The following is a 26,816-nucleotide window of genomic DNA, read 5'->3' as shown; positions in this document are numbered from 1 at the left end:
TACATTCATCATATGATAGGATATAGTTACGTACAAAATAGAATATGTTGGTTAGGGAGGCAGAAAGATTGAAAAAGAAGTGGCTTTTTCTAATAACGACTGTATTACTAGTCACCTTTTTAGCGGGATGTACTGAAATTGATAAAGAAATCACCGCTGATAGCCAAGGATTTTGGAACGAATATTTCGTTTATCCTCTATCTTGGTTGATTACAACTATATCTGAATTCTTTAATGGAAACTATGGGCTAGGGATTGTGGTAGTTACTATTATGATTCGTCTTGTGTTACTTCCATTAATGATTAAACAAATGAAAAGCTCCAAAGCGATGCAAGCGCTTCAACCAGAAATGCAAGCACTACGTGAGAAATACAGCTCAAAAGATGCTACTTCTCAACAAAAGTTACAACAAGAAACAATGGCGTTGTTCCAACAACATGGTGTTAATCCAATTGCGGGTTGCTTACCTTTGATTGTTCAAATGCCAATTTTATTTGCATTTTACCAAGCTATTATGCGTACGTTTGAAATTCGTGAACACAACTTCTTATGGTTCGATTTAGGTGAAGCGGATATTGCTTTAGCATTAATTGCTGGTGTAACAACGTTTATCCAGCAAAAAATTATGATGGCTGGAACAGAAACAGTAAACCCTCAAATGCAAATGATGTTATACATCATGCCTGTAATGATTGTTGTCTTTGCTATTACATTCCCAGCAGCTTTATCCCTATACTGGGTTGTAGGTAATATCTTCATGATTGTACAAACGTTCTTTATTAAAGGACCTGATATGAGAAAAATCCAACAAACAGTTGCTACTGATGGAGGAAAGAAAAAGTGACCGAGGTCACTTTTTCTGCTTCAACGGTAGAAGCGGCAGTAAAGGAAGCTTGTTTGAGCTTAGGGATAACCGAAAATGAAGCAAAAGTCACCATTTTACAAGAGCCAAAGAAAAAGTTTCTTGGATTGTTTGGTGGACAACCAGCAATTGTCTCTGTCTTACCTAAACCAAATGCCATTAAAGTAGCAAAGGCATATTTAGAAACGATATTAGAAAAGATGGGTGTTGCAGCCACTGTCTTAGTTACCACAAAGGGAAGAGAAGCTACGTTTGAAATTGTCGGAGATCAACTTGGTGTGTTAATTGGTAAAAGAGGACAAACGTTAAATGCACTGAATCTTTTAACTCAACTTGTAGCAACTCATGTACCAGAACATTTCGTAAATATAACAGTGGATGCTGGTGATTATAGGAACAAACGAGCATCCTCGTTACAAGAGTTAGCGCAACGAGTAGCAGATCAAGTCCAACAAACTGGTCACTCTGTAAAGCTAGAGGCGATGCTACCGGGTGAGAGAAAGACAGTCCATGCTGCTTTAGCGAAAATAAAAGGTGTAAAAACACAATCTGCAGGAGAAGATCCTAACAGATACGTAATTATAAAACCTAATATTAGTAATAAATAAATTAAAACTGCGAAAATTAGTATTAAATTACTAATCTTCGCAGTTTTTTTGTTGCGAGACCAGCAACAACTCTGTGTTGACCACGTAATGTGGTCCGTACTTAACAGAGTCTCCTTACTATAATTACATTCTTAGCCAATAAGATTAGTATCTTTACCATCGTTTCTTTGATGTCCAGCTCCAGGTGCGCAGATGCTCGGCAAACTCGGATGGCCCTGTGGTGGCTGGGGAGCTGCCTCCTCGGTCCCTCCAAGTTTGCTGCCGCATCTAAACGCGCGCCTTGCGCTTTTCTTTATGTCCAGCTCCAGGTGCGCAACCGCTCGGGAAAGTCCAAAAGCCCTCCGTTGGCTGAAGAGCTGCCTACTCGGTCTTCCAAACTTTCCTGCCGCGGCTGAACGCGCGCCTTGCGCTTTTCTTTTTATTCACATGTGGATAAGTTATACTATACGTGATAGAATATTCGATTGTGGATAAAAATTTCATTTACCGTTGTGGATAATATAAAACACTAATTTTAAGGAGGGATTTTGATGGAGTTTGATACTATATCAGCTATTTCTACTCCGATGGGAGAAGGGGCAATTGCCATTGTTCGACTAAGTGGTGATGATTCACTAGCAATTGCGGATCGCTTATATAGAAGTAGAGATGGTAGAAAACTTTCTGATGTCGCATCACACACTATTCATTATGGAAATATTGTGGATCCGAAGACAGACGATGTTGTCGAAGAAGTGATGGTTAGCGTCATGAAGGCACCACGGACATTTACTCGAGAAAACGTCGTAGAGATTAACTGTCATGGTGGATTTGTTACCGTAAATAAAGTACTTCAATTAACGCTTAGAGAAGGAGCTAGACTAGCAGAGCCAGGTGAGTTTACGAAGAGAGCGTTCTTGAACGGTCGTATTGATTTGTCACAAGCGGAAGCGGTGATGGACTTAATCCGAGCAAAAACAGATCGTGCAATGAATGTGGCGATAGGACAGATGGAAGGAAGGTTATCGAACCAAATTCGTACGTTGCGCCAGTCTATTTTAGAGACTCTTGCACAGGTAGAGGTAAATATAGACTATCCTGAATACGACGATGTAGAAGAAATGACACATCAATTATTCAAAGAACGAGCAGATTACGTCGGTGGTGAATTAGATAAGCTATTACGTACATCTCAGCAAGGTAAAATTTTACGTGATGGACTATCTACGGTAATAGTAGGAAGACCAAACGTAGGGAAGTCTTCTCTATTAAATGCTCTTGTTCATGAAAACAAAGCTATTGTGACAGATATACCTGGAACAACACGTGATGTGATTGAAGAGTATGTTAATGTCCGTGGAGTACCACTCCGCTTAGTAGATACAGCAGGCATTCGTGAAACGGAAGATATTGTAGAGCGTATTGGAGTAGAGCGTTCTAGAGAGTATCTAAAGAAGGCAGATTTGATTTTACTTGTGTTAAACTATTCGGACGACCTAACTGAAGAAGACGAAGGTCTGTTTGAAGCAGTAAAGGGAATGGACGTTATTGTTATCGTAAACAAGACGGATCTTGATCCTAAAATAGATATGGAACGTGTAAAAGAATTAAGTGCAAATCATCAACTAGTTACGACATCTCTGTTGAAAGAAGAGGGAATAGATGAATTAGAACAAGCTATTGCAGATCTTTTCTTCGAGGGAGAATTGGAAGCTCAGGACTTAACGTATGTTTCCAATAGTCGACATATTGCGCTAATTGAACAAGCACTTCATCATATAGAAGAGGTAAAGGAAGCTATTGAGTTAAATACACCAGTAGATCTTATTCAAATAGATTTCACACGAGCGTGGGAATTACTTGGGGAGATTATTGGAGATGCTGTTCATGAAAGCTTAATTGACCAGCTATTTTCTCAATTCTGCTTAGGGAAATAAGAATAGGAGGAAATGAATATGCAACGTTATGACGCTGGATCGTTTGATGTAATTGTCATTGGTGCTGGTCATGCTGGAGTGGAAGCGGGACTTGCTTCCGCTCGCATGGGAGCAAAAACATTAATGATTACCATCAATTTAGATATGGTTGCTTTTATGCCGTGTAACCCATCTGTTGGTGGGCCTGCAAAAGGGATTGTGGTACGTGAAATTGATGCGCTTGGTGGAGAAATGGGTCGTAATATTGATAAAACTCACATCCAAATGCGTATGTTGAACACTGGTAAAGGACCAGCTGTACGTGCTTTACGTGCACAAGCAGATAAGTTCTCTTATCAACATGAAATGAAAAAGACAATTGAGAACGAAAAAAATATGACACTTCTACAAGGGATGGTAGAGGAATTAGTAGTGGAAAATGATGTGGTAACAGGTATTGTGACGCAAACTGGTGCTACGTATAAAGCGAAAACGGTTGTCATTACAACTGGTACTTTCCTACGTGGAGAAATTATATTAGGTGAATTAAAGTACTCTAGTGGCCCTAATAACCAACAACCATCGATTAAACTATCTGAGCAGCTACAAGAGCTTGGATTTGATTTAGTGCGCTTTAAAACGGGAACACCTCCACGTGTAAATAGCTCATCTATTGATTATAGTAAAACCGAAATTCAACCTGGTGATGATGTTCCGCGTGCATTTAGTTTTGAAACAACGAAATATATTACAGATCAATTACCTTGTTGGTTAACGTATACAAATGAACACACACATCAGTTAATAGACGATAACTTACATCGCTCACCGATGTATTCAGGGATGATTAAAGGTACGGGTCCTCGTTACTGTCCATCTATTGAAGATAAAGTGGTTCGTTTTAATGATAAACCTCGTCACCAAATTTTCTTAGAACCAGAAGGACGTAACACCCAAGAAGTGTATGTTCAAGGATTATCGACAAGTTTACCGGAAGATGTTCAACGAAGAATTTTAGAAACGATTCCAGGGCTAGAAAATGTACAAATGATGCGTCCGGGTTATGCGATTGAGTATGATGCAGTAGTTCCGACGCAGTTATGGCCGACGCTAGAAACAAAACGCATTAAGAATCTATATACAGCAGGCCAAATTAACGGTACATCTGGTTATGAAGAAGCAGCAGGTCAAGGTCTAATGGCTGGTATTAATGCTGCTCGTCGTTCTTTGGGACAAGAAGAGTTAATTTTAAAACGTTCGGATGCTTATATCGGTGTATTAATTGATGATCTTGTGACAAAAGGGACGAATGAACCTTACCGTTTATTAACTTCTCGTGCAGAGTATCGTTTATTACTACGTCATGACAATGCTGATCTTCGTTTAACAGATATTGGTCATGAGATGGGTCTAGTAAAAGAAGATCGTTACGAGCGTTTTATGGAGAAAAAGCAGCATATTGCGGATGAAATGGACCGCTTAAAACAAACACAACTTAAACCAACAGAAGAACTTCAGTCGATTATTCGTGAAGTTGGTGGTAGTGAGTTAAAAGACGGAATTAAAGCAGCAGATTTACTAAGAAGACCAGAGATGTCTTATGCACATATTGAACGTGTATCACCTTCACATGTAGAGATTAGTGAAGATGTCAAAGAACAGGTAGAAATCCAATTGAAGTACGAAGGATATATTGAAAAATCTCTTCAACAAGTGGAGAAACTTCAAAAAATGGAGAGCAAACGAATTCCAGAAAATATTGATTATGACGATATTAACGGTTTAGCTTCTGAAGCTCGTCAAAAGTTAAAAGAAGTACGTCCACTTTCTATCGCACAAGCATCTCGTATCGCTGGTGTAAATCCAGCTGACATATCTATATTGCTTGTTTACATTGAACAAGGTCGTATTGCAAAAGTCTCTAACGAGTAAGGGGTGCTTTATGAATAAAGAACAGTTTAAACAAATGTTACTGGAAAAAGGTATTACTTTAACAGAAAAGCAAATGAAACAGTTCGATCAATACTTTCACTTGCTTGTAGAGTGGAACGAAAAAATGAATTTAACAGCGATTACGGAGGAACAAGAAGTGTATTTGAAGCACTTCTTTGACTCTGTGTCTGCTGGTTTTTATCTTGATTTCACAGAAGAATTAACACTTTGTGATGTTGGAGCGGGAGCGGGATTTCCTAGTGTTCCTCTAGCTATCTGTTTTCCAAACATACAAGTAACAATTGTTGATTCATTAAATAAACGAATTACGTTTTTAGATACTCTGTCAAAAGAATTAGGTCTTACGAACGTTCGAGCGTTTCATGACCGTGCGGAGACTTTTGCTCAAAATAAAGATCATCGTGAACAATATGACATCGTAACTGCACGTGCTGTTGCTAGAATGTCAGTGCTTTCGGAGTTATGTTTACCACTAGTAAAAGTTGGAGGTAGATTTGTTGCTATGAAAGCAGCAAGCGGTGATGATGAGTTGTCGATAGCGAAAAAAGCTATTACAACAATGGGAGCAAAAGTGAAAGAAACATATCGCTTCTCACTTCCTTTAGAGGATAGTGAACGAGTTATCTTTGAAATAAGCAAAACAAAGCCAACACCGAAAAAGTACCCAAGAAAAGCAGGTACTCCTAATAAAACGCCAATCGAATAATGTAAATGTTGCTTCATTTTTCCTATAAGTATGCAAGAGATTTGTAGTCGTTAAGCAGGATTTTGTCGTACAATAGAGAATAATAGTATGTAGGAGTTACAACAAAGGTGGTGTAAAAGGATGAAAAGTCCTTTTTCTCGACTCTTCGGTGTTTCAGAAAAGGAAGAGCCTGTTCAAGAAAATACACAAGAAGTGGAACAAACAGAACCGATAGAAGTGGTAGAAGTGGAACGAGATGAAGTTCACCAAATACCTATTCATCAGATTGTACCTAATCGTCATCAACCTCGAACTGTCTTTCAAGAGAGCAAAATAGCTGAGCTAGCGGAAACAATTTCTCAGCATGGTATTATTCAGCCTATTGTATTGCAAAAAATTGCAGAAGATCAGTACGAGCTCATCGCTGGAGAACGAAGATGGCGAGCTGTTCAAATGCTTCAATGGGAAAGAGTTCCCGCTATTTTGCGTACAATGTCTGAAGAAGAGATGGCTTCTGTCGCGCTTATTGAAAACCTTCAACGGGAAGAGTTATCTCCGATTGAAGAAGCATTTGCATACGAAAAGTTATTAAAGTTTCATGGCTTAACGCAGGAAGCACTGGCACAAAGACTTGGGAAGGGTCAATCAACCATTGCGAATAAATTGCGTTTATTAAAGCTGCCTAAAGAAGTGCAAGATGCAGTTTTACAAAAATTTGTTACAGAAAGACATGCTCGTGCATTAATACCTTTAAAGAAACCGGATCTTCAAATTGCTTTGTTAGCAGATATTATTGAGAAATCCTTTAATGTTAAGCAAACAGAAGACCGTGTATCTAAAATGCTAGAAAAGAATCCAGAACCATCAAAAGCAAGACGAAAGGCGTTTAGTAAGGATATGCGTATTGCTGTTAACACGATACGTCAGTCTTTAACGATGGTAACGGATAGTGGAATAAATTTAGATGCTGCAGAAGAGGAATTCGACGAGTATTATCAATTTACGATTAAAATTCCTAAAAAGAAATCTTAATAGATAACTAGAGGAAAAGCTGTTGATGATTTGTCGACAGCTTTTCTTTGAGCTTTTTTCTTACAATTGGTAAAATAAAAAAGAATAAAATACGTTACCACAAGGGGAGCGAAAGCTGAGAGTGAACACTTATGTGTTCTGACCCTTCGAACCTGTTAGTTAATGCTAACGTAGGGATGTGGAAGAGCGCATGAATACTTGGAATTCATGCTGTTTTCCCTCTCTCTTTTGGTACAAAAAAAGGAGAGTTTTTTTATGCAAACAGGAAAATTAGTAAAATTAGTGGAAGCAAGTATCATGGCGGTTTTTGCGTTGCTAGTAGACCTTTTACCTTCCATTAAACTTTCACCAAGTATCTCTATTTCTTTTGCCATGGTGCCCATATTAATTTTGGCTATGAGAAGGGGAGTTGGAATTGGGCTTCTAGGAGGATTTTTGTGGGGGACGCTGCAAGTTGTGTTAGGTGAAGCGTGGATTGTAGCTCCTTCTCAAGTAATTATTGAGTATTTCATTGCTTTCACTTGTATCGGATTTGCTGGACTTGTATCGAAGAGAGTTACTAGATCGTTACAACAAAAAAACGTCAGTGCAATATTATTTGTGTTAGCAGGTGTCATGATTGGGACAGTAGCGAGGTATTTTTGGCATTTCATCGCTGGCGTAGTTTATTTTGCAGAATACGCTCCAGAGAATCTATCTCCGTGGATCTTTTCTTTATACGCGAACGGATTAACAGCGTTAGGGTCTGCCATTCTATGCTTTATAGTAATTAACTTATTGGTGAAGACTAGAAAGCAACTACTAATCCCAGAAGAGCTCGTTGACCGTGCAGCATAAGTGTGAATAGAAATGACTAAAAGGTGCTGAAGCGGAATTAATTCCGCTTCAGCACCTTTAATTATTGTGTATCGTGTGCAAGGGAAGAAATTTAAAAGGAGAGTAACCGTATTTTTTACACTCCTACTTGTATCCTCCTATTTCTCTCTTTATTTTGACTAAATAGGCATACTTTCTCTCATTCCTAACATTATTCGATAAATCTTTCTACTCAATTCATTTTATTCACACTCTTTTTCTATTTTTTTGATAAAATAGTAATCAGGCTTGCCATTTTAGAAGGAAACTAGAGGTAGGTGAAAAGAATGGGCAAGATCATTTCGATCGCTAATCAGAAAGGCGGAGTAGGAAAAACCACTACTTCCGTAAATTTAGGAGCTTGTTTGGCTCATATAGGTAAAAAAGTTCTTTTAGTTGATGTCGATCCTCAAGGAAATGCCACAAGCGGTGTTGGTATTGAAAAAGGAGATGTACATCAATGTATTTACGACGTATTAGTAGACGACGTAGAGATAAAAGATGTTATTTTACCGACAGCTGTACCAGGATTATCTGCTGTACCTGCTACCATTCAATTAGCTGGTGCAGAAATTGAACTTGTTCCAACTATCTCACGAGAAGTTCGCTTAAAAAGGTCTATCGAGCAAGTAAAAGACCAATATGACTATATTATTATTGATTGTCCACCATCTTTAGGTTTATTAACGATTAACTCTTTAACAGCTTCTGACGCAGTACTTATTCCAGTTCAATGTGAGTATTATGCATTGGAGGGTTTAAGCCAATTATTAAACACTGTTCGCTTAGTTCAAAAACACTTAAATCATGAGCTAATGATTGAAGGTGTGCTGTTAACTATGTTAGATGCAAGAACAAACCTAGGCATACAAGTTATAGAAGAAGTAAAAAAATACTTCCAAGATAAAGTATATCGTACAATTATTCCTCGTAACGTCCGATTAAGTGAGGCTCCATCGCATGGTGAACCAATTATTATTTACGATGCAAGGTCACGTGGAGCAGAAGTATACTTAGACTTAGCAAAAGAGGTGGTTGCGAATGGCTAGAGGGCTTGGAAAAGGCATCAACGCATTATTTCAAACACCAGAAGTGGAAGCGGGAGAAAAAGTAGAGAAGTTAGCGCTAGAAGAGCTTCGCCCAAATCCTTACCAACCTAGAAAGATATTTCAACAAGAAGCAATAGATGAACTATCCGCTTCCATTCGTGAACATGGTATTTTACAACCTATCATCGTTCGTAAAGGAAGAAAAGGATATGAAATTGTCGTCGGAGAGAGACGTTTCCGTGCGGCTAAACAAGCTAAGCTAACAGAAATTCCTGTTGTTGTTCGTGATTTGAACGAGCAGCAAATGATGGAGCTTGCTGTGTTAGAAAATCTTCAACGTGAAGATCTATCCTCTATTGAAGAAGCGATTGCGTATCAAACTTTGATGGATAAACTATCTTTAACACAAGAAGAGGTAGCAAAACGTTTAGGAAAAAGTAGACCACACATTACCAACCATCTTCGTTTATTAACATTGCCTGATAAAGTTCAACAGCTAATCAATGATGGTAAGCTATCTATGGGACACGGACGAGCTTTAGTTGGTCTGAAAAATAAAACTCAATTAGTAGCTCTAGCAGATAAAACAATTAAAGAATCATTGAATGTACGACAATTAGAATCTATCATTCAACAATTAAACGAAAATGTTTCACGTGAAACAACGAAAAAGCCAGAGAAGAAAAATGTCTTTATCCAAGAGCAAGAAGAATGGTTAAGAGGGTATTTTGGAACAGCAGTTTCCATTAAACAACAAAAGAAAGATAAAGGGAAGATTGAGATAGAGTACTATTCCAACGAGGATTTAGAACGAGTCTTAGAACTCCTTTCAAAAAAATAAAGTAAGAAGGTCAACGCATGGTTTTAGAAGGAACTTTAGTAAACGGTGCGACAATCATCGTCGGTACACTGATTGGGTTATGTTTTAGAAGAATTCCAGACCAAATGAAAGATACAGTTATGAAGGTGTTAGGACTAGCTGTTATTCTCCTGGGCATTCAAATGGGATTAGAAGGAAATGACTTCTTAATTGTTATATTCTCTTTAGTTATTGGTAGTGTACTAGGAGAATGGTGGCGATTAGACTTAAAACTTCAATCTATTGGTGAATGGCTGCAAGTAAAAATGAAAAGTGAGAAAGAAACACCTGTTGCAGAAGGTTTTGTTACAGCAACACTAATCTTTGTAATTGGAGCTATGGCCATTTTAGGACCTTTAGATAGCGGTATTCGACAAGATCACACGGTTCTTTATACAAAGTCGATGATTGATGGTTTTACCTCGATTATCTTAGGTTCTACACTTGGGATAGGAGTATTGTTTTCTTTCATACCGGTTGTAGTATATCAAGGTAGCATTGCATTACTTGCAAATGTGATAAATCAGTTGGTTTCAGAAGAATTGATGGCAGTATTTATTGCTAACTTAACGGCTACTGGTGGTATCTTGATTATGGCTATCGGCCTATCTGTTATGGGACTAAGCCAAATTCGGATTGCAAATTTATTACCTAGTATCATAGTGGTTGTCCTTTTGACTGTAGGACAGTCTATGTGGCCATTTTAAGAAATAAAACAGCTTCCTGTAAAAATGGAAGCTGTTTTATGTTATGTGCCAAATAACAACTCATGGAATCTTTATGCATTCTTCTCATCATTAAAATATTCTTTTGAAAGAGCATCATATCGTTTAGAAAAGGCACTTACCTTATAAATGGCATCTGCTATACACTTCGCCATCTCCATTACTAGAAATAATCTAGTATTTTGAAGTACCATGTACTCCATAAACCCGCTAACATTTACAATTCCTGTAATATGAATGTCTCCTACAGGTGGTAATTCTTTTTGTACTCCTGCACCAGGTTTTAGAGGTCCTTCTAGCACTTGAACTCCGCCAACACTTTTAAGCCTTCCTAAACAAGCATCTATTGCTACAATAAATGCGTCCGGATGAAGAGCTTGAATAAGCTCTAACTTTTCTGTTAAATTTACGGCATGAATAGGGTCTTCTAACGTACCGTAAATATAAAACGGATCTACTTGCTTATCTTCTAACAGTGATCCAATTAAAGGACCAAGAGAATCACCAGTAGAACGGTCTGTACCTATGCAGATGAATACTATTGGCTTGCCCGATGTAATCGGTAAGTGTGGCCATAATAAAGTAGCCAATTTTTGACCACTATTTTCTTCATCGTAAAGTATTCGATTGGATTCTGGTGGCCTTGGAAAAAGTCCAAATGAGCTACTCATGACGTCACTCCCTTTTTTTCATACTAGCAGTATACGAACCTACTACGATTTCTATACGTTTAAATGAAAGATTTTTTCACTAAACTGAATAGTAGAGTAGTTTTGAATCAGGAGTTGTGGAAGGAAATTTGGTAGAATAGACGTCATATAGGATAGGATGGTGTAAGTTATGGACAAAAACTTAAAAGAAGTTGAAGGTGCTCTAAATGAGTCAGCAGAAAAACTATTAGATAAAGAAATGTGGTTGAATATAGGTGAAATCACGCTACAAATCATTGTTATCCTTTTGTTAACAATGATAGCGCAACGAATTGTCAAATCCATGCTTTCAAATGTGTTTAAAGTTAGATCTCGTACACCTTTAAATTTTTCACAAAGAAGAGAAACGACACTTCAAAAATTACTAGAAAATGTCGCGACATATGTTATTTATTTTGTGTCTCTAGTAACTATTTTAGGAACGTTTAATATTAACGTACAAGGTTTAATTGCCGGTGCCGGAATTGTCGGTTTAGCAGTTGGTTTTGGTGCTCAAAACTTAGTTCGAGACATCATCTCGGGTTTCTTCATTATTTTTGAAGACCAATTTTCTGTTGGCGATTATGTACGAATAGGTCAAGCAGAAGGATTTGTAGAAGAGATTGGGCTACGTACTACAAAAGTAAAAAGTTGGACCGGAGAACTGCATATTTTTCCAAATGGTAGTATTGTAGAAGTAGTGAACTTTTCTATTCATAACAGTATTGCTGTTGTAGATATATCAATTGCTTATGAAGGTGACATCGCAAAAGCAGAAAGTGTCATACAAGAATGGTTGCAGACGGTACCAGAGAAGTATGTCGATGTAGTGAAAACACCTGAATTGCTTGGTGTTCAAACATTGGGTGCTTCTGAAGTCGTTTTACGTCTCATCGCCGAAACGTTACCAATGAAACACTTATCTGTAGCTAGGGGGCTTCGCAAGGATCTAAAAGTTGTGTTAGATCAACACGGTATAGAAATTCCTTTCCCTCGTCTTGTTATGTACTCTCGAGAAGAAGAAAAGCAAAATGTACCGGCGACAGAATAAGGAGGTTATCTAGATGGAAGCAAAAGAGTTTGGTATTTACGATGTTGTGCAAATGAAAAAAGCTCATCCTTGTGGTACAAACGAATGGCAAATTATCCGATTAGGGATGGATATTCGAATCAAATGCCAGGGTTGTGGCCATAGTGTGATGATTCCAAGGCGTGATTTTGTTCGTAAAATGAAAAAAGTGTTAGTAAGGCATGAAGAATAACACTACATTGATGGATTTCCAACTGTAAAACATTGTTTTTTAACGAAGCCTTTTCTATAATGGAAAAGGCGTTTATTTGTTACGTAACCAGTAACAACTCATCGTTAGCCACGTCATGTGGCTTGCTATTAATTTAGTCTCATTTTCATGTATTCTTATAGACTTGTTAAATTCACGATGATTTTTCATTTGTTTTTAATAGAGAAAATTTAATTTTGAGGAGTGACCATAATGGCATTAACAGCTGGTATTGTAGGTTTACCGAACGTTGGTAAATCAACGCTATTCAATGCAATAACAAAAGCAGGTGCAGAATCTGCTAACTATCCTTTCTGTACAATTGATCCAAACGTAGGAATCGTAGAGGTTCCAGATGAGCGTCTTCAAAAGCTAACAGAATTAATTCAACCGAAAAAAACAGTTCCAACTACTTTTGAGTTTACAGATATTGCTGGTATTGTAAAAGGTGCTAGTAAAGGGGAAGGTCTAGGTAACAAATTCTTGGCTCATATTCGTGAAGTAGATGCTATTTGCCAAGTAGTTCGTTGTTTCGTAGATGAAAACATCACGCATGTTGCTGGTACAGTAGATCCAATCGCTGATATCGAAACGATTAACCTAGAGTTAATTCTTGCTGACCTTGAATCAGTAGACAAGCGCCTTGCTCGTGTCGCAAAAATGGCAAAGCAAAAAGATAAAGCTGCAATGGCAGAAGAAGAAGTGTTAGTGAAAATTAAAGCTGCTTTAGAAGAAGAAAGACCAGCTCGTACAGTAGAGTTTTCTGATGAGCAAGCTCGTATTGCAAAAGGTCTACACCTTTTAACAGCGAAACCCGTACTTTACGTTGCAAACGTAGGGGAAGATGAAGTTGCGGATTCTTCTGATAACGAATTAGTACAAAGAGTACGTGACTTTGCTTCTAATGAAGGCGCAGAAGTAATCGTTGTTTGTGCGAAAATTGAATCAGAAATTGCTGAGTTAGATGATGAAGAAAAAGCAATGTTCTTATCAGAGCTTGGTATTGAAGAGTCTGGGTTAGATCAATTGATCCGTGCTGCTTACTCTCTTCTTGGCCTAGCTACTTACTTCACTGCTGGTGTGCAAGAAGTTCGTGCGTGGACGTTCCGCCATGGTATGAAAGCACCTGAGTGTGCTGGAATTATTCATACTGATTTTGAACGTGGATTTATCCGTGCCGAAACGGTTTCTTATGAAGATTTAGTAGCGGGTGGAACAATGTCTGCTGCAAAAGAAGCTGGTAAAGTACGTTTAGAAGGAAAAGAATATATCGTAAAAGACGGAGATGTGATTCACTTCCGCTTTAACGTTTAATAGTTAAGGCCACCTATTTAATAGGTGGCCTTTTTCGTATGTTATGTGACCAGTAACAACTCATCGTTAGCCCCAAAAAGGCTTATTCCTATAGGATTCGCCCTTGCGTTATGAAGTTTATGACATTCCTTAAAGTGACATCTATATGCAGCTTTGTCTATCTTTCTGTATTTGTCATAAAATTTTAACAATTACTTAGTAAACCACTTACATTGTTTAGAAATTCTTTACACCTAGTTTATGTAGTAATAACAATCAGTCGATAGACTTGAGCTAGGATTAACAGAAAGGGGATTTCTGACATGGACAGGGCAAGAGAATGGATTACAAAGCATGATGAGACTTGGTTTTATCTATGTAATCAATCTCAACCAGCATTTATTCAATTTTTCAAATGGATTACGCATCTTGGTGGAGCGACACTGACTATTGGAATACAGTTGTTTTTTATCCTGTTTCCTCAGTTTGAACTACGAAGAGTTGCCATTGTAGCAGCTGTTGCTCTCACAATTAGTCATATTATTGTTGTGTTAATAAAAAGGTTAGTTAAAAGAATTCGCCCTTATTTGTCACTACCAAATGTTACGCCTCACGGGCACTTATTTAAAGATCATTCTTTCCCATCAGGACATTCGACAGCCATTTTTTCTGTCGTAATCCCATATATGTTAGCAATGCCTAATGTGACATTTATTTTGTTACCTCTTGCAGGTCTAGTTGCTTTTTCACGAGTAGTGCTAGGAGTGCATTATCCAACTGATATTGTTGTAGGTTCTTCTTTGGGTACTATCACAGCTATGTTCGTGTTTGCTTTGATATAAAAAACTGGAGGAGTGGTCGATATGCGAGTTGCTTTATTTACCGATACGTACTTTCCGCAAGTAAATGGTGTTGCGAGGACCTTAAAAAGATTTGTGGATCATATGGGAAAACGTGGGATACAAGTAGAATTGTTCGTCCCTGAAATGGAAGAAGCTCCTGTTTATCCAAATACACATCAGTTTACAAGTATACCTTTTGTGTTTTATCCAGAATGTCGCACGGCCATTGCAAATCCAGCCAAAATACAGCAACGATTACGTTCATTTCGACCAGACATTATCCATGTGGCAACACCTTTAACCATGGGACTTTACGGGGCACATGCAGCAAAAAAATTAGGGATTCCGCTAGTAGGTTCTTATCATACGCATTTTGATCATTACTTAGAATACTATAAATTAACATGGTTATCACCGCTGTTATGGAGATATATGAAATGGTTTCATGCACCGTTTGAAAGAATTTTTGTTCCATCTGAAGAAACAAAAAATCATTTAGATGACAAGGGGTTTGAGAACTTATCGATATGGTCACGGGGTGTAGAGCATACCTTTTTCCACCCGCAACATGCATTAAAGAATGCGATTAGAGAGCAATACTCTATTCATGAAAAGTACGTCTTCACTTACGTAGGAAGAATTGCTCCAGAGAAAGACTTAGAGACTCTAGAGAATATTATCAAGCGTTTTCCTTTAGATAAACAAAAAGATGTACATTGGGTGATTGTGGGGAACGGACCAAGTTATGATGAGTTTAAGCAATCTATGAGTGATCGTACAAATGTGACGCTAACTGGGTACATGAGTGGAGAAGAATTAGCTGGTGCTTACGCTGGAGCAGATGCATTTGTTTTCCCTTCACCAACGGAGACGTTCGGAAATGTAGTCTTGGAAGCATTAGCCTGTGGAACACCATCATTTGTAGCGAATTCAGGTGGAGTAGCAGGGATTGTTCAGCACCATAAGACGGGTGCCATTTGTGAAGCAAGAAATGCAGAGTCTTTTATTGGAGAGCTGGAGAACTTTATGGATAATCCATCGAAACAGAGAGAATGGTCTTTAGAATCGAGAGCCTTTGCCAAAATGCAATCTTGGGATGCCATTTTTGATCAGCTTTTAAGTGAATATGAGGAAGTATTGTTTAAGCAGCCGATGTTAAGGCATGCATGAGGATGGCGACTGTCTGGGGTGGAACCCTTAGGCGGTTTTTTTATTTTTATACTCATCTGGGACGAGGGAAATGGAGCTGAGAAGAGAATAAAGTGCCTAAAACTCATGAATCACCAAGAAAAGTATCTAAAGAAGAGAATAAACCAATCTTAGAACCTTCATCGACTAATATTTTTATTAAAGAGTAATATCAATCCACTGTTTAGGAGAATTCTCCAGAAACCCTTTGATTCTTAACAGGTTATATGCTATAATTCTAACTTGTGAGTAATGAACGCATTGCTCCTTGCTCCTCTTAAAATAAGAAGAGCCGCATAGTCCATAAGGAGGTGACACAAAGATGACAAAGTACGAAGTTATGTACATTATCCGTCCAAACATTGAAGATGAGGCGAAGAAAGCGCTAGTTGAGCGTTTCGATAACGTTATCACTTCTTTCGGCGGTGAGATCATCGAGTCTAAAGAGTGGGGTAAACGCCGTTTAGCGTATGAAATCAATGATTTCCGCGATGGTTTCTACCACATCATCAAAACAAACGCTCCAGCTGATGCTGTTAGAGAATTCGAGCGTCTTGCTAAGATCTCTGAAGATGTGATCCGTCAAATCGTAATCCGTGAAGAAGCAAAATAATCAATAGATTTTCCAATACTGCTTATAGCAGATAAAAGGAGTTGATTCTGATGATGAACCGTGTCGTATTGGTCGGTCGATTAACGAAAGACCCTGAACTTCGTTATACACCTAGTGGAGTTGCTGTAGCAACATTTACTTTAGCGTGTAACCGTCCTTTTACAAGTCAAAACGGAGACCGTGAAGCGGACTTCATTAACTGTGTTGTCTGGCGTAAACCGGCAGAGAACGTTGCTAACTTCCTTAGCAAAGGTAGTTTAGCTGGAGTTGATGGCCGTATTCAAACTCGTAGTTTCGATGGACAAGATGGTAAACGTGTCTTTATTACGGAAGTAGTAGCAGAAAGCGTTCAATTCTTGGAGCCTCGCTCTGCGAATAGTGGTAGCTCTAACCGTGGTGGACAAGACTTCGGATATAATGGTGGTCAACAACAGGGTCAAGGATCGAGCCCATTTGGTAATCAGAATCAACAACGTAACCAAGGCTTTACTCGTGTAGATGAAGATCCATTCTCTAATGACGGTAAACCTATCGACATTTCAGATGACGATTTACCATTCTAATACAGTAACCTTGAAAAATAAAAAATGAAGGAGGCGAATATAATGGCAGGAGGACGTCGTGGTGGTCGTAAGCGCCGTAAAGTGTGTTATTTCACAGCTAACGGTATTACAAGCATCGATTATAAAGATATCGATCTACTGAAAAAGTTCATCTCTGAGCGTGGAAAAATCCTTCCTCGTCGTGTGACAGGAACGAACGCGAAATATCAACGTATGTTGACTATCGCTATCAAACGCTCTCGTCAAATGGCATTACTTCCATTCGTAACTGGAGAGTAAGCTAGACGGGAAAACCCCCTATTACCTTGTAATAGGGGGTTTTCGTTTGTTTAGTCAGCGTTATTACTTCTATCCCCTCTCAAAGTACCCCTATTCTTGATTCTCGTTTCAATCATCGATAGAATAGTGAAAGAGTCTGTCTATTGAAAGGAATGAGGTTGTGGAAAATAACCAACTTTGGCGAACAGGTTTACTCTTAGGTGCTTTATACATAGCTGGGATTACTTTTACGGCATTTGTCCCTTATTTAGCGCTAGTAACCATGTTTTTATTGCCTGTTCCCGTAATGTTTTTTGTTTATAAGCATGAACGGAAGCCTATCCTAGTATACATATTACTTACTTCTTTACTTTCTATTGTCATAGGTAGTATAGGAGTAATTCCTATCGTTGCTATAACCATGATAGCTGGATATATCATAGGTACCTCTTTAAAACAGAAGTGGCCATATTTAACTACTTTCATGGCGGTTAGCATGAGCTTTTTGGTCTCTTTTGTCTTGTCTTATGCATTGATCTCTGTAGTGGCTAATATTAATGTTTTCCAAGAGTTAATAACAGCTGTAGAGCAATCAGTAGAAGACAGTATGGCTACATTTGAGAACCTAGATGAGGAAACGAGACAAGGTTTAGAAGAGCAAGTGGAACAAATCCCACAAGTAATTCAGACGCTAATTCCTAGTGCTTTAGCTTTAACTTCAGCTGTAGCTGGATTTTTAATGATACTAATTGCTTTTGTATTTGGAAAACGTAAAGGGCTTCCTGTGCCAAAAGCACCGTCACTTGCATCTATTTCGTTACCAAGGTCTATCATTTGGTACTATTTAATTGTTTTATTACTTCTGTTATTTGGACCTGTGGAATCTGGAACATATTTAGATACTGCATTGGCTAACTTGCAGTTTATGTTACGAGTATTGCTCTTTGTACAAGGTATCACTTTCCTCTTCTTTTTAGCACAGTGGAAAAAATGGCCTAAGGCATTGCCAATTTTAATTTCTTTCTTTACCGTTATCTTTTTCCCACTAGTTCAAATCGTTGTATTCTTCGGTATAATGGATTTAGGATTACAACTGAGGCAACGATTAACTGCACAGAAGAAGTAAGGCAAAGTAAACAATAGGAGCTGATGACATGCCGTATTTTATTACAAGGCGAATGATACGTTATCCGCTATATGGGTTAATTTCCGTCTCTGTTCTTATTAGTATTTTATTATTCACTTATAACTGGTGGCTTAGTTTAATTAGTGTGCTAATTAATGGGGCATTATTTTATGCCGTATTCTACTTAGAACAAAAGACGTTTTTAGATGTAGAAGAGCATATTAATACCTTATCTTATCGAGTTAAAAAAGTTGGCGAAGAAGCGCTAATGGAACTTCCGGTGGGAATTATGCTAATAAACGATGATTTCTTTGTAGAGTGGACAAATCCATACATGGCTGCTGCCTTTAATGAAGACAGTGTAGTAGGGAGATCCCTGTATGATGTAGGAGAATCTTTAATTCCTCTGATTAAACAGGATGTTCAATCTGATGTTATTACTATCAATGATAAAAAGTTTAACGTCATACTACGATTAGAAGAAAAGCTATTATACTTTTTTGATGTGACGGAGAAAACTGAAATTGAACGTAAGTATGAAGATGAACGAACAGTCATCTCCATTATTTTCTTAGATAACTATGATGAATTAACGCAAGCGATGGATGATCAAACACGTAGTACACTTAACAGTATGGTGACCTCTACATTGAATAAGTGGGCAAAAGAAACGGGAGTGTTCCTAAAAAGGGTTTCCTCTGAGCGTTTCATCGCAGTCTTTAATGAACGTATTTTACATGTTTTAGAAAAAGAGAAATTCTCTATCTTGGATGAAGTAAGAGAGTTAACCTCTAAGCAAAGTGTCCCTCTAACCTTAAGTATTGGAGTGGGCACAGGGGTGTCCAGTTTACCTGAGCTAGGAGCGTTTGCTCAGTCTAGCCTAGATTTAGCATTAGGGCGTGGTGGAGATCAAGTAGCGCTAAAGCTTCCTAATGGTAAAGTAAAGTTCTATGGTGGTAAAACGAATCCGATGGAAAAGCGTACACGAGTGAGAGCTCGCGTCATTTCTCATGCATTAAAAGAGTTAATTGCAGAGAGTGATAAAGTAATCGTAATGGGGCATAAACACCCTGATATGGATGCAATAGGAGCTTCTATAGGGGTTCGAAAGATGGCGGAAATGAATGGCGTAGAAGGGTATGTTGTGTTAAACTTCACCGATATAGATACTGGAGTAAGAAGATTGATCAAAGAGGTTGAGAATTATCCAGATCTATACGACCAAATTATTACGCCGGAAGAGGCTTTAGAGCTAGCAACGGAAGATACCTTATTAGTAGTAGTCGATACACATAAACCATCCCTTGTTATAGAGGAAAAACTGGTAAATAAGGTAGATAGAATAGTTGTTATTGACCACCACCGTCGTGGGGAAGAATTCATTAAGAATCCTTTACTTGTTTACATGGAGCCGTATGCGTCTTCAACGGCAGAATTGGTAACAGAATTATTAGAGTATCAGCCGAAAACAGATAAGATTAGCATGCTCGAGGCAACTGCCTTATTAGCTGGAATTATTGTTGATACAAAAAGCTTTTCCTTGCGAACAGGGTCACGTACGTTTGATGCAGCTTCTTATTTAAGGGCGCAGGGCGCGGATACAGTACTCGTGCAAAAGTTCTTAAAAGAAGATGTAGAGACATACATTCAACGAGCGCGAATCATAGAAACGGTAGAATTTATTTATGATGGAATTGCCGTTGCGAAAGGTTCAGATGAAAAAATACATGATCCAGTAATTATTGCACAAGCTGCAGATACTTTGTTAACGATGGATGGGGTAATAGCTTCTTTCGTCGTGTCACGCCGAGCAGAAAATATGATTGGAATTAGCGCTCGTTCATTAGGAGATGTTAATGTTCAATTAATTATGGAAAGCTTAGAAGGTGGCGGACATTTAACAAATGCAGCAACACAATTAACAGATATAACAATTGACGAAGCGGAAGAACGACTTCGTACTGTAATAAGTGAGTATATAGAAGGAGGAACCGAAGAATGAAGGTAATTTTCTTACAGGATGTAAAAGGGCAAGGTAAAAAAGGTGAAGTAAAAAACGTATCAGACGGTTACGCACATAACTTCTTACTGAAACATAATAAGGCAGTGGAAGCAACATCAGCTAACATGTCTAAACTCGAAGGCCAGAAAAATAAAGAGAAAAAAGTAGCTGCAGAAGAGTTAGAAGATGCGAAAAAGTTAAAAGAAACATTAGAGGCATTAACTGTTCAACTGACAGCAAAGTCTGGTGAAGGTGGCCGCTTATTCGGATCTATTACAAGTAAGCAAATTGCTGAACAACTGCAAAAGGTAAACAAAATAAAAATCGATAAGCGTAAGATTGATTTAGACGATGCGATTCGTACGCTTGGTGTGACAAAGGTACCAGTGAAACTTCACACAGAAGTGACAGCAACGTTAAGTGTGCATGTAAAAGAGCAATAATACAGACGCCCTGATGCCCCTGTTTTCAGGGGCATCTTTTGTTACGTGACCGGAAACAACTCGTCGTTAGCCACGTGATGTGGCTTGCTCTTAGATGAGTTTCCTTTGAGACGTGCACAATAGTTGTTGATTTACTAAAAACAGTCTAACTTCAGTTACGCAAGGTAGTTATCAGTGGGTTACCTGGTGTTAGCTATGTATCTTTTAAAGTTCATTCGAAAGTAATTTCGATAGCAAGTATGACACTACTTTAAACAGCAAGGGAGTGAATTCCATGGATGAAATGATGAACGACCGTATGCCTCCTCAAAATATAGAAGCCGAACAAGCAGTAATCGGTGCAATCTTTTTAGAACCTTCTGCATTAACAGTAGCTTCTGAGTTACTAATACCTGACGATTTTTACCGAGTTAGTCATCAAAAAATATTTAATGTCATGTTGGCATTAAATGATAAAGGGAAAGCAGTAGACGTTTTAACTGTTACGGAAGAGTTATTAAACAATAATGAGATTGAAGATGTTGGTGGCGTTTCGTACTTAAATGATCTAGCAGGATCCGTTCCGACTGCTGCTAATGTAGAGTACTATGCAAAGATTGTAGGAGAAAAATCTTTACTAAGACGTCTTATTCGAACCGCTACTTCGATTGTCCAAGATGGTTATCAGCGCGAAGGAGAGGTAGAAGCTCTCTTAGCGGAAGCGGAAAAAAACATTATGGAAGTTGCACAACGAAAGAAAGGTGGCGCTTTCCATGATATTAAAGATGTGCTCGTTCGCACATACGATAACATTGAAGTTCTTCATAATCGAAAAGGCGATGTTACAGGACTTGAGACTGGATTTGTTGAGTTAGATCGTATTACTGCAGGATTCCAGCGAAATGACCTTGTAATCGTAGCTGCTCGTCCTTCAGTAGGTAAAACAGCATTCGCCTTAAATATCGCTCAGAATGTTGCACAGCGCACTGGAGAGAATGTAGCTATCTTTAGTCTCGAGATGGGTGCTGAACAGCTAGTAATGCGTATGCTCTGTGCGGAAGGAAATATTAATGCCCAAGCATTGCGTACAGGACAGTTAACGGATGAAGATTGGCGTAAATTAACGATGGCTATGGGGAGTTTATCCAATACAGGTATTTTTATTGACGACTCTCCAGGTATTCGTATAACGGATATTCGTTCTAAGTGTCGTCGTTTAAAACAAGAACATGGACTTGGAATGATTATGATTGACTACTTGCAGCTTATTTTAGGGAGTGGACGATCTTCTGATAACCGTCAACAAGAGGTATCAGAAATCTCTCGTTCCTTAAAAGCATTAGCACGTGAGCTACAAGTTCCCGTTATTGCCCTTTCTCAGCTATCTCGTGGAGTAGAATCACGTCAAGATAAGCGACCAATGATGTCCGATATTCGTGAATCAGGTTCCATTGAGCAGGATGCCGATGTTATAGCTTTCTTATATCGTGATGATTATTATGATAAAGAAACAGAGAGTAAAAATATTATTGAGATTATTATTGCCAAGCAACGTAATGGTCCAGTAGGTACAGTCGAATTAGCATTCGTAAAAGAGTATAATAAGTTCGTGAATATAGAACGACGATTTGATGATATGGGTGCGCCGCCTGGAGCATAGCATAAGTCGAAACGAAGAGCTGTCTTTCCAATAGACAGTTCTTTTTTTATTGTTAAATTATCGAACGTATTGTGTGAAATAACTTTGTAATGTTCGTGTTTGAGTTGACTAGTTTCCATTTTTAATGGTAAACTAATCATGTTTGAAAAGAAATCTCTTAATTTCAAGAGAGGCGGAGGTATTCTGATGACTTCAGTAGTAGTAGTTGGAACGCAATGGGGCGATGAAGGGAAAGGCAAAATTACAGACTTTTTATCTGAACATGCGGAAGTAATTGCTCGCTATCAAGGTGGAAATAACGCTGGACATACAATTAAATTTGATGGAGAAACGTATAAGCTTCACTTGATTCCATCAGGTATTTTTTATAAAGAAAAAGTTTCTGTTATCGGTAACGGAATGGTAGTAGATCCGAAAGCATTAGTAAAAGAATTAGCATATTTACATGAGCGTAACGTGACGACAGATAATTTACGTATCAGTAATCGTGCACACGTAATTCTTCCTTACCACTTAAAGCTGGATGAAGTAGAAGAAGAGCGAAAAGGTGCAAATAAGATTGGTACAACGAAAAAAGGTATCGGACCTGCGTACATGGATAAAGCTGCACGTGTTGGTATTCGTATTGCAGACCTTTTAGATCGTGAAGCGTTTGAAGAGAAGCTTGCTCATAACTTACAAGAGAAAAATCGTTTATTAGAGCGATTCTATGAGACAACTGGTTTTACAATGGAAGAGATTCTAGACGAATACTATGAATATGGCCAACAGATTAAGAAGTATGTAGTGGATACAAGTGTTGTGTTAAATGATGCATTAGACGATGGTCGTCGAGTATTGTTTGAAGGAGCACAAGGTGTCATGCTAGATATCGATCAAGGTACGTATCCATTTGTTACATCTTCTAATCCAGTAGCTGGTGGAGTAACAATAGGTTCTGGTGTTGGTCCTTCAAAGATTAATCACGTTGTTGGTGTTTCTAAGGCTTACACTACTCGTGTTGGTGATGGTCCTTTCCCTACAGAACTAGTTAATGAGATTGGAGATCAGATTCGTGAAGTTGGTCGTGAATATGGTACAACTACTGGTCGTCCACGCCGAGTTGGTTGGTTCGATTCAGTTGTTGTTCGTCATGCACGTCGCGTAAGTGGTATTACTGATCTATCTCTTAACTCTATTGATGTATTAACAGGTATCGAAAAGTTAAAGATCTGTACTGCATACAAGATTGGTGACGAAGTGATAGAAGAGTTCCCTGCAAACTTACGTACACTAGCGAAGTGTGAACCAGTCTACGAAGAGCTTCCAGGTTGGACAGAAGATATTACGGGTTGTCGTTCTTTAAACGAGCTTCCTGAAAATGCACGTCATTATCTAGAGAGAATCTCTCAATTAACGGGTATTCCTGTGTCTATTTTCTCTGTAGGACCTGACCGTGCACAAACAAACGTTGTGAAGAGCGTTTGGAGATAATTCTTTAAAAAGAGATAGAAAGAGGACCCTCGTGGTTCTCTTTTTTTGTATGCTAATTATAAATTCTTAAGTAATATAAATCTGGGGAAGCGCCAGCGGTATAGAAGACAGGGGAAGAACGTGTTTAGGTATATCAGGGGAAGCGCCAGCGGTATAGAAGACAGGGGAAGAACGTGTTTAGGTATATCAGGGGAAGCGCCCGTGGTATAGAAGACAGGGGAAGAACGTGTTTAGGTATATCAGTGGAAGCGCCCGTGGTATAGAAGACAGGGGAAGAACGTGTTTAGGTATATCAGTGGAAGCGCCCGTGGTATAGAAGACAGGGGAAGAACGTGTTTAGGTATATCAGTGGAAGCGCCAGCGGTATAGTAGAAAGGAAAAAATGTGTTTAGGTATATCAGTGGAAAAGCATACGATAAAGTCAAAGGATATAAAGTAAGTTCAAGTATGTAGGAATAAGTTAATAGAGATAAAGGAATATAAACGATTTGTAAAGTTCGTAAATATTATTTGAAGAAATTTGACGAATTGTGTTGCTTTTTGAAACTTTTCTATGATAATATAAAACTCGTTGTTACGAAAGAAATACGGCCCGTTGGTCAAGCGGTTAAGACACCGCCCTTTCACGGCGGTAACACGGGTTCGAATCCCGTACGGGTCATCATCGTAGGAGGCATGACTGAGTGTCTCTTACGATTCTTGTAATAATATGCCTACATAATAAAGTAACTTAGGTCCCGTGGTGTAGCGGTTAACATGCCTGCCTGTCACGCAGGAGATCGCGGGTTCGATTCCCGTCGGGACCGCCATTTTACCTTTAGGCTCAGTAGCTCAGTTGGTAGAGCAAAGGACTGAAAATCCTTGTGTCGGCGGTTCGATTCCGTCCTGAGCCATCACAAAAAAGTGCTGCGATGACTTTGCTCTCGTAGTGCTTTTTCTTTTGTTACTATTTACCTATTGTCTCTATAACAAAAGTAATGTTACAAACCTGTAACATTACAAAAGTCCTCCTCATGTCGAATGTAGGAGGACTTTTTCGTATTAAACACTATATATTGTAGAGATTTGTCGCTTACCTTTACTAAATGTAGAAAACAAAGTGTTTTAATGTAGAAAACAGTAGAAAACAGATATTCCAGAAACTATACAGTTATGTTACAGATCAGGGAAATTGCCGTACTCTTACTTAAAATATGCTATGTTAGTTTAGTAGAAAAATGTAAATAAAACTTAAGTACTAGATTAATATAAATTGTTTTTACTAGGAAACGTTACAGGAGGAAAGCAAAGCATGAGCAAGCGGTCTTTACTAAATACAAGTAATATACGTTTAACATCAACTATAAAGAAAACTGTAGTAGCTGCTCTTTTCTTATCATCTGTGATTGTACCAACTGCAGGAGCGAATGAAGGAAAAGAGAATCTGCGCACAGTATATCATGTGTATATGAACGGAAATCATGTAGGTATTACAGCAGAAGCTGACTTAGTTAAACAAGCAGTGCAAGCAAAGATTGATGACGCAGAAAAACGTCTTGGTGATTTAAGTATTGAAGTAAAAGATCAAGTAAGTCTAATTCCTGAACAAGTTTTCCGTAAATCAACGGAAGAGCAAGAAGTTTTAACCTATATTAAGGATGAGTTTGAAGTACAGGTTCCTTCTATTTCCATGATGTTTGGTGATGCTGATGCACCTCAAGTCTATGTGAAAGATCAAGAAGCTGCAGACGAGTTGATAAAAGAGTTAAAATTAACACAGGTAACAGAAGAAGAACTTGCTTTGGTAGAAAAACGTAAAGAATCTACTGAATCTTTACCCGCTTTAGAAAAAGATCAAACACGTATGACAGATGTTCGTCTTTCCACAGATGTTATGGAAGGTGAAGAGACGGTTGAAGTGGCTAAAGTACTATCTGTAGAAGAGGCAGTAGAGCTTATACAAAAGGGAACTTTAGAAGAACGTAAATATACTATTCAAGATGGCGACGTTCTAGGGAAAATTGCCAGCAAACATAATTTATCTACAAAAGAACTACTAGAATTAAATCCTTCTTTATCAGAAGATGGATTTTTACAAATTGGTGATGATCTTAATGTTACCGTCTTAAAACCAATTGCAGAAGTATTAGTAGAGAAAGAAGTTTTCACAACAGAGACTATTGCATTTGAAAAACAAGTAGTAGAAAACGATCAATTACCTAAAGGTGAGACTCGTGTGAAGCAAGAAGGGAAAGACGGTAAGAGTGAATTGACGTATCGTGTCACATCTACTAACGGTAAACAGGTAAGTAAAGATGTTATTACAGAAAAAGTTGTTTCTGAGCCTGTAAAATATATCGTGGAAAAAGGTACTAAAGTAATTCCTTCACGTGGAACAGGAGAGTTTGTCTGGCCAGCAGTAGGAGGATACGTTTCTAGTAAAATGGGAATGCGCTGGGGCCGTATGCATAAAGGAATTGATATTGCGCGTCCAAGCGAGCGTACAATTAAATCTGTTGATAACGGCAAAGTGGTTTATGCAGGTTATGATGGTGGGTATGGTAACAAGGTAGTGGTAGACCATAATAATGGTTACCGTACAACATACGCTCATCTAGAATCTATTTCTGTTTCAGTTGGTCAAACAGTTGAAGCAGGAGGAAAACTTGGGGTTATGGGTTCTACTGGTCATTCAACAGGTGTTCATTTACACCTTGAAGTAGAGAAGAACGGTAAGTTAATAGACCCACTAAGTAAGCTGTAACGTGTTAGGTTGATGAGAAGGAGAACTTTTCATCAACCTTTTCTATTTGGGAAAAATAGAACCTAATTAGATGTTAGATGATTTATTGAAATGAACATGATAAATTAAAGATAGGATAGGCTAACTATATAAATAGTTGC

The 26,816-nt window shown here is 38.3% G+C and carries 25 protein-coding genes, 3 tRNA genes and 1 riboswitch; of the genes, 27 read left to right on the top strand and 1 reads right to left on the bottom strand.

Annotated elements, in window-relative coordinates; genetic code table 11:
- Positions 1–68: 68 nt before the first annotated feature.
- The 10 genes from spoIIIJ (at position 69) to G8O30_RS13620 (ending at position 10,506) form a co-directional block, all read left to right on the top strand.
- Positions 69–845: a YidC family membrane integrase SpoIIIJ gene (gene spoIIIJ / locus G8O30_RS13665; RefSeq protein ID WP_239672611.1), complete on the top strand. Its 777-nt coding sequence runs from the start codon at positions 69–71 to the stop codon at positions 843–845.
- On the top strand, positions 842–1,471 hold the full coding sequence (jag, locus tag G8O30_RS13660; RefSeq protein WP_239672610.1) for an RNA-binding cell elongation regulator Jag/EloR: 630 nt from the start codon (positions 842–844) through the stop codon (positions 1,469–1,471). The genes spoIIIJ and jag overlap by 4 nt, the downstream gene beginning before the upstream one ends.
- A 530-nt stretch (positions 1,472–2,001) precedes the next feature.
- Positions 2,002–3,387: a tRNA uridine-5-carboxymethylaminomethyl(34) synthesis GTPase MnmE gene (gene mnmE / locus G8O30_RS13655; RefSeq protein WP_239672609.1), complete on the top strand. Its 1,386-nt coding sequence runs from the start codon at positions 2,002–2,004 to the stop codon at positions 3,385–3,387.
- An 18-nt stretch (positions 3,388–3,405) separates the two neighbouring features.
- Positions 3,406–5,298, top strand: a complete 1,893-nt coding sequence (mnmG, locus tag G8O30_RS13650; RefSeq protein ID WP_239672608.1) for a tRNA uridine-5-carboxymethylaminomethyl(34) synthesis enzyme MnmG — start codon at positions 3,406–3,408, stop codon at positions 5,296–5,298.
- 10 nt (positions 5,299–5,308) lie between these two features.
- Positions 5,309–6,025 carry a 16S rRNA (guanine(527)-N(7))-methyltransferase RsmG gene (gene rsmG / locus G8O30_RS13645; protein ID WP_239672607.1) on the top strand — a complete coding sequence of 239 codons (717 nt, stop codon included), beginning with the start codon at positions 5,309–5,311 and terminating at the stop codon, positions 6,023–6,025.
- A gap of 120 nt (positions 6,026–6,145) precedes the next feature.
- Complete coding sequence (gene noc, locus G8O30_RS13640; protein ID WP_239672606.1) at positions 6,146–7,036, top strand: nucleoid occlusion protein; 891 nt, start codon at positions 6,146–6,148, stop codon at positions 7,034–7,036.
- A gap of 92 nt (positions 7,037–7,128) precedes the next feature.
- Positions 7,129–7,230, top strand: a riboswitch (TPP riboswitch).
- Positions 7,231–7,291: 61 nt separating this feature from the next.
- Positions 7,292–7,873 (top strand): energy-coupled thiamine transporter ThiT, encoded by a 582-nt coding sequence (gene thiT / locus G8O30_RS13635; RefSeq protein ID WP_239672605.1) that lies wholly within the window; start codon positions 7,292–7,294, stop codon positions 7,871–7,873.
- Between the two features lie 305 nt (positions 7,874–8,178).
- Complete coding sequence (locus G8O30_RS13630; protein ID WP_239672604.1) at positions 8,179–8,940, top strand: ParA family protein; 762 nt, start codon at positions 8,179–8,181, stop codon at positions 8,938–8,940.
- Entirely contained in the window at positions 8,933–9,781 is an 849-nt protein-coding gene (locus G8O30_RS13625; RefSeq protein ID WP_239672603.1) for a ParB/RepB/Spo0J family partition protein, read from the top strand. Before G8O30_RS13630 ends, G8O30_RS13625 begins: the two co-directional genes overlap by 8 nt.
- Before the next feature lie 17 nt (positions 9,782–9,798).
- Positions 9,799–10,506 carry a DUF554 domain-containing protein gene (locus tag G8O30_RS13620; protein WP_239672602.1) on the top strand — a complete coding sequence of 236 codons (708 nt, stop codon included), beginning with the start codon at positions 9,799–9,801 and terminating at the stop codon, positions 10,504–10,506.
- A 71-nt stretch (positions 10,507–10,577) separates the two neighbouring features.
- Here the strand turns inward: G8O30_RS13620 and yyaC are convergent, their stop codons facing one another.
- Positions 10,578–11,195, bottom strand: a complete 618-nt coding sequence (yyaC, locus tag G8O30_RS13615) for a spore protease YyaC (protein ID WP_239672601.1) — start codon at positions 11,193–11,195, stop codon at positions 10,578–10,580.
- Positions 11,196–11,364: 169 nt separating this feature from the next.
- On the opposite strand from yyaC, the gene G8O30_RS13610 reads away from it, so the two are divergent.
- The 17 genes from G8O30_RS13610 to G8O30_RS13530 all read left to right on the top strand — a co-directional run bounded on the left by G8O30_RS13610 (position 11,365) and on the right by G8O30_RS13530 (position 26,676).
- Complete coding sequence (locus G8O30_RS13610) at positions 11,365–12,264, top strand: mechanosensitive ion channel family protein (RefSeq protein WP_239672600.1); 900 nt, start codon at positions 11,365–11,367, stop codon at positions 12,262–12,264.
- A 13-nt stretch (positions 12,265–12,277) separates the two neighbouring features.
- Positions 12,278–12,475 carry a DUF951 domain-containing protein gene (locus G8O30_RS13605; protein WP_239672599.1) on the top strand — a complete coding sequence of 66 codons (198 nt, stop codon included), beginning with the start codon at positions 12,278–12,280 and terminating at the stop codon, positions 12,473–12,475.
- Between the two features lie 231 nt (positions 12,476–12,706).
- Positions 12,707–13,807, top strand: coding sequence for a redox-regulated ATPase YchF (gene ychF / locus G8O30_RS13600; protein WP_239672598.1), 1,101 nt, complete (start codon positions 12,707–12,709; stop codon positions 13,805–13,807).
- A 302-nt stretch (positions 13,808–14,109) separates the two neighbouring features.
- Positions 14,110–14,628, top strand: a complete 519-nt coding sequence (locus tag G8O30_RS13595) for a phosphatase PAP2 family protein (RefSeq protein WP_239672597.1) — start codon at positions 14,110–14,112, stop codon at positions 14,626–14,628.
- A 21-nt stretch (positions 14,629–14,649) separates the two neighbouring features.
- The gene (locus G8O30_RS13590) at positions 14,650–15,798 is read left to right on the top strand and encodes a glycosyltransferase family 4 protein (RefSeq protein ID WP_239672596.1); all 1,149 of its coding nucleotides are present in this window, start codon (positions 14,650–14,652) and stop codon (positions 15,796–15,798) included.
- Between the two features lie 340 nt (positions 15,799–16,138).
- A complete protein-coding gene (gene rpsF, locus G8O30_RS13585; protein ID WP_239672595.1) occupies positions 16,139–16,429 on the top strand; it encodes a 30S ribosomal protein S6 in 291 nt (96 codons plus the stop codon).
- A gap of 50 nt (positions 16,430–16,479) precedes the next feature.
- Positions 16,480–16,992 carry a single-stranded DNA-binding protein gene (gene ssb, locus G8O30_RS13580; protein WP_239672594.1) on the top strand — a complete coding sequence of 171 codons (513 nt, stop codon included), beginning with the start codon at positions 16,480–16,482 and terminating at the stop codon, positions 16,990–16,992.
- A 42-nt stretch (positions 16,993–17,034) separates the two neighbouring features.
- Complete coding sequence (gene rpsR, locus G8O30_RS13575) at positions 17,035–17,271, top strand: 30S ribosomal protein S18 (protein WP_239672593.1); 237 nt, start codon at positions 17,035–17,037, stop codon at positions 17,269–17,271.
- 160 nt (positions 17,272–17,431) lie between these two features.
- A complete protein-coding gene (locus tag G8O30_RS13570) occupies positions 17,432–18,376 on the top strand; it encodes a YybS family protein (RefSeq protein WP_239672592.1) in 945 nt (314 codons plus the stop codon).
- Between the two features lie 28 nt (positions 18,377–18,404).
- The gene (locus G8O30_RS13565) at positions 18,405–20,378 is read left to right on the top strand and encodes a DHH family phosphoesterase (protein WP_239672591.1); all 1,974 of its coding nucleotides are present in this window, start codon (positions 18,405–18,407) and stop codon (positions 20,376–20,378) included.
- Positions 20,375–20,821, top strand: a complete 447-nt coding sequence (gene rplI, locus G8O30_RS13560; RefSeq protein WP_239672590.1) for a 50S ribosomal protein L9 — start codon at positions 20,375–20,377, stop codon at positions 20,819–20,821. The genes G8O30_RS13565 and rplI overlap by 4 nt, the downstream gene beginning before the upstream one ends.
- A gap of 274 nt (positions 20,822–21,095) precedes the next feature.
- Positions 21,096–22,460, top strand: a complete 1,365-nt coding sequence (gene dnaB / locus G8O30_RS13555; RefSeq protein ID WP_239672589.1) for a replicative DNA helicase — start codon at positions 21,096–21,098, stop codon at positions 22,458–22,460.
- A gap of 186 nt (positions 22,461–22,646) precedes the next feature.
- The gene (locus tag G8O30_RS13550) at positions 22,647–23,933 is read left to right on the top strand and encodes an adenylosuccinate synthase (protein ID WP_239672588.1); all 1,287 of its coding nucleotides are present in this window, start codon (positions 22,647–22,649) and stop codon (positions 23,931–23,933) included.
- A 589-nt stretch (positions 23,934–24,522) separates the two neighbouring features.
- Positions 24,523–24,594, top strand: a tRNA-Glu gene (locus G8O30_RS13545).
- Between the two features lie 72 nt (positions 24,595–24,666).
- A tRNA-Asp gene (locus G8O30_RS13540) sits at positions 24,667–24,742 on the top strand.
- Between the two features lie 11 nt (positions 24,743–24,753).
- Positions 24,754–24,826: transfer RNA gene (locus G8O30_RS13535), tRNA-Phe, on the top strand.
- A 398-nt stretch (positions 24,827–25,224) separates the two neighbouring features.
- Positions 25,225–26,676, top strand: coding sequence for a peptidoglycan DD-metalloendopeptidase family protein (locus G8O30_RS13530; RefSeq protein ID WP_239672587.1), 1,452 nt, complete (start codon positions 25,225–25,227; stop codon positions 26,674–26,676).
- Positions 26,677–26,816 lie beyond the last annotated feature (140 nt).

The organism is Mangrovibacillus cuniculi (assembly GCF_015482585.1).
In the GTDB taxonomy this organism is placed as follows: domain Bacteria; phylum Bacillota; class Bacilli; order Bacillales; family R1DC41; genus Mangrovibacillus; species Mangrovibacillus cuniculi.
This window is presented reverse-complemented; position numbering and strand designations above follow the sequence as displayed.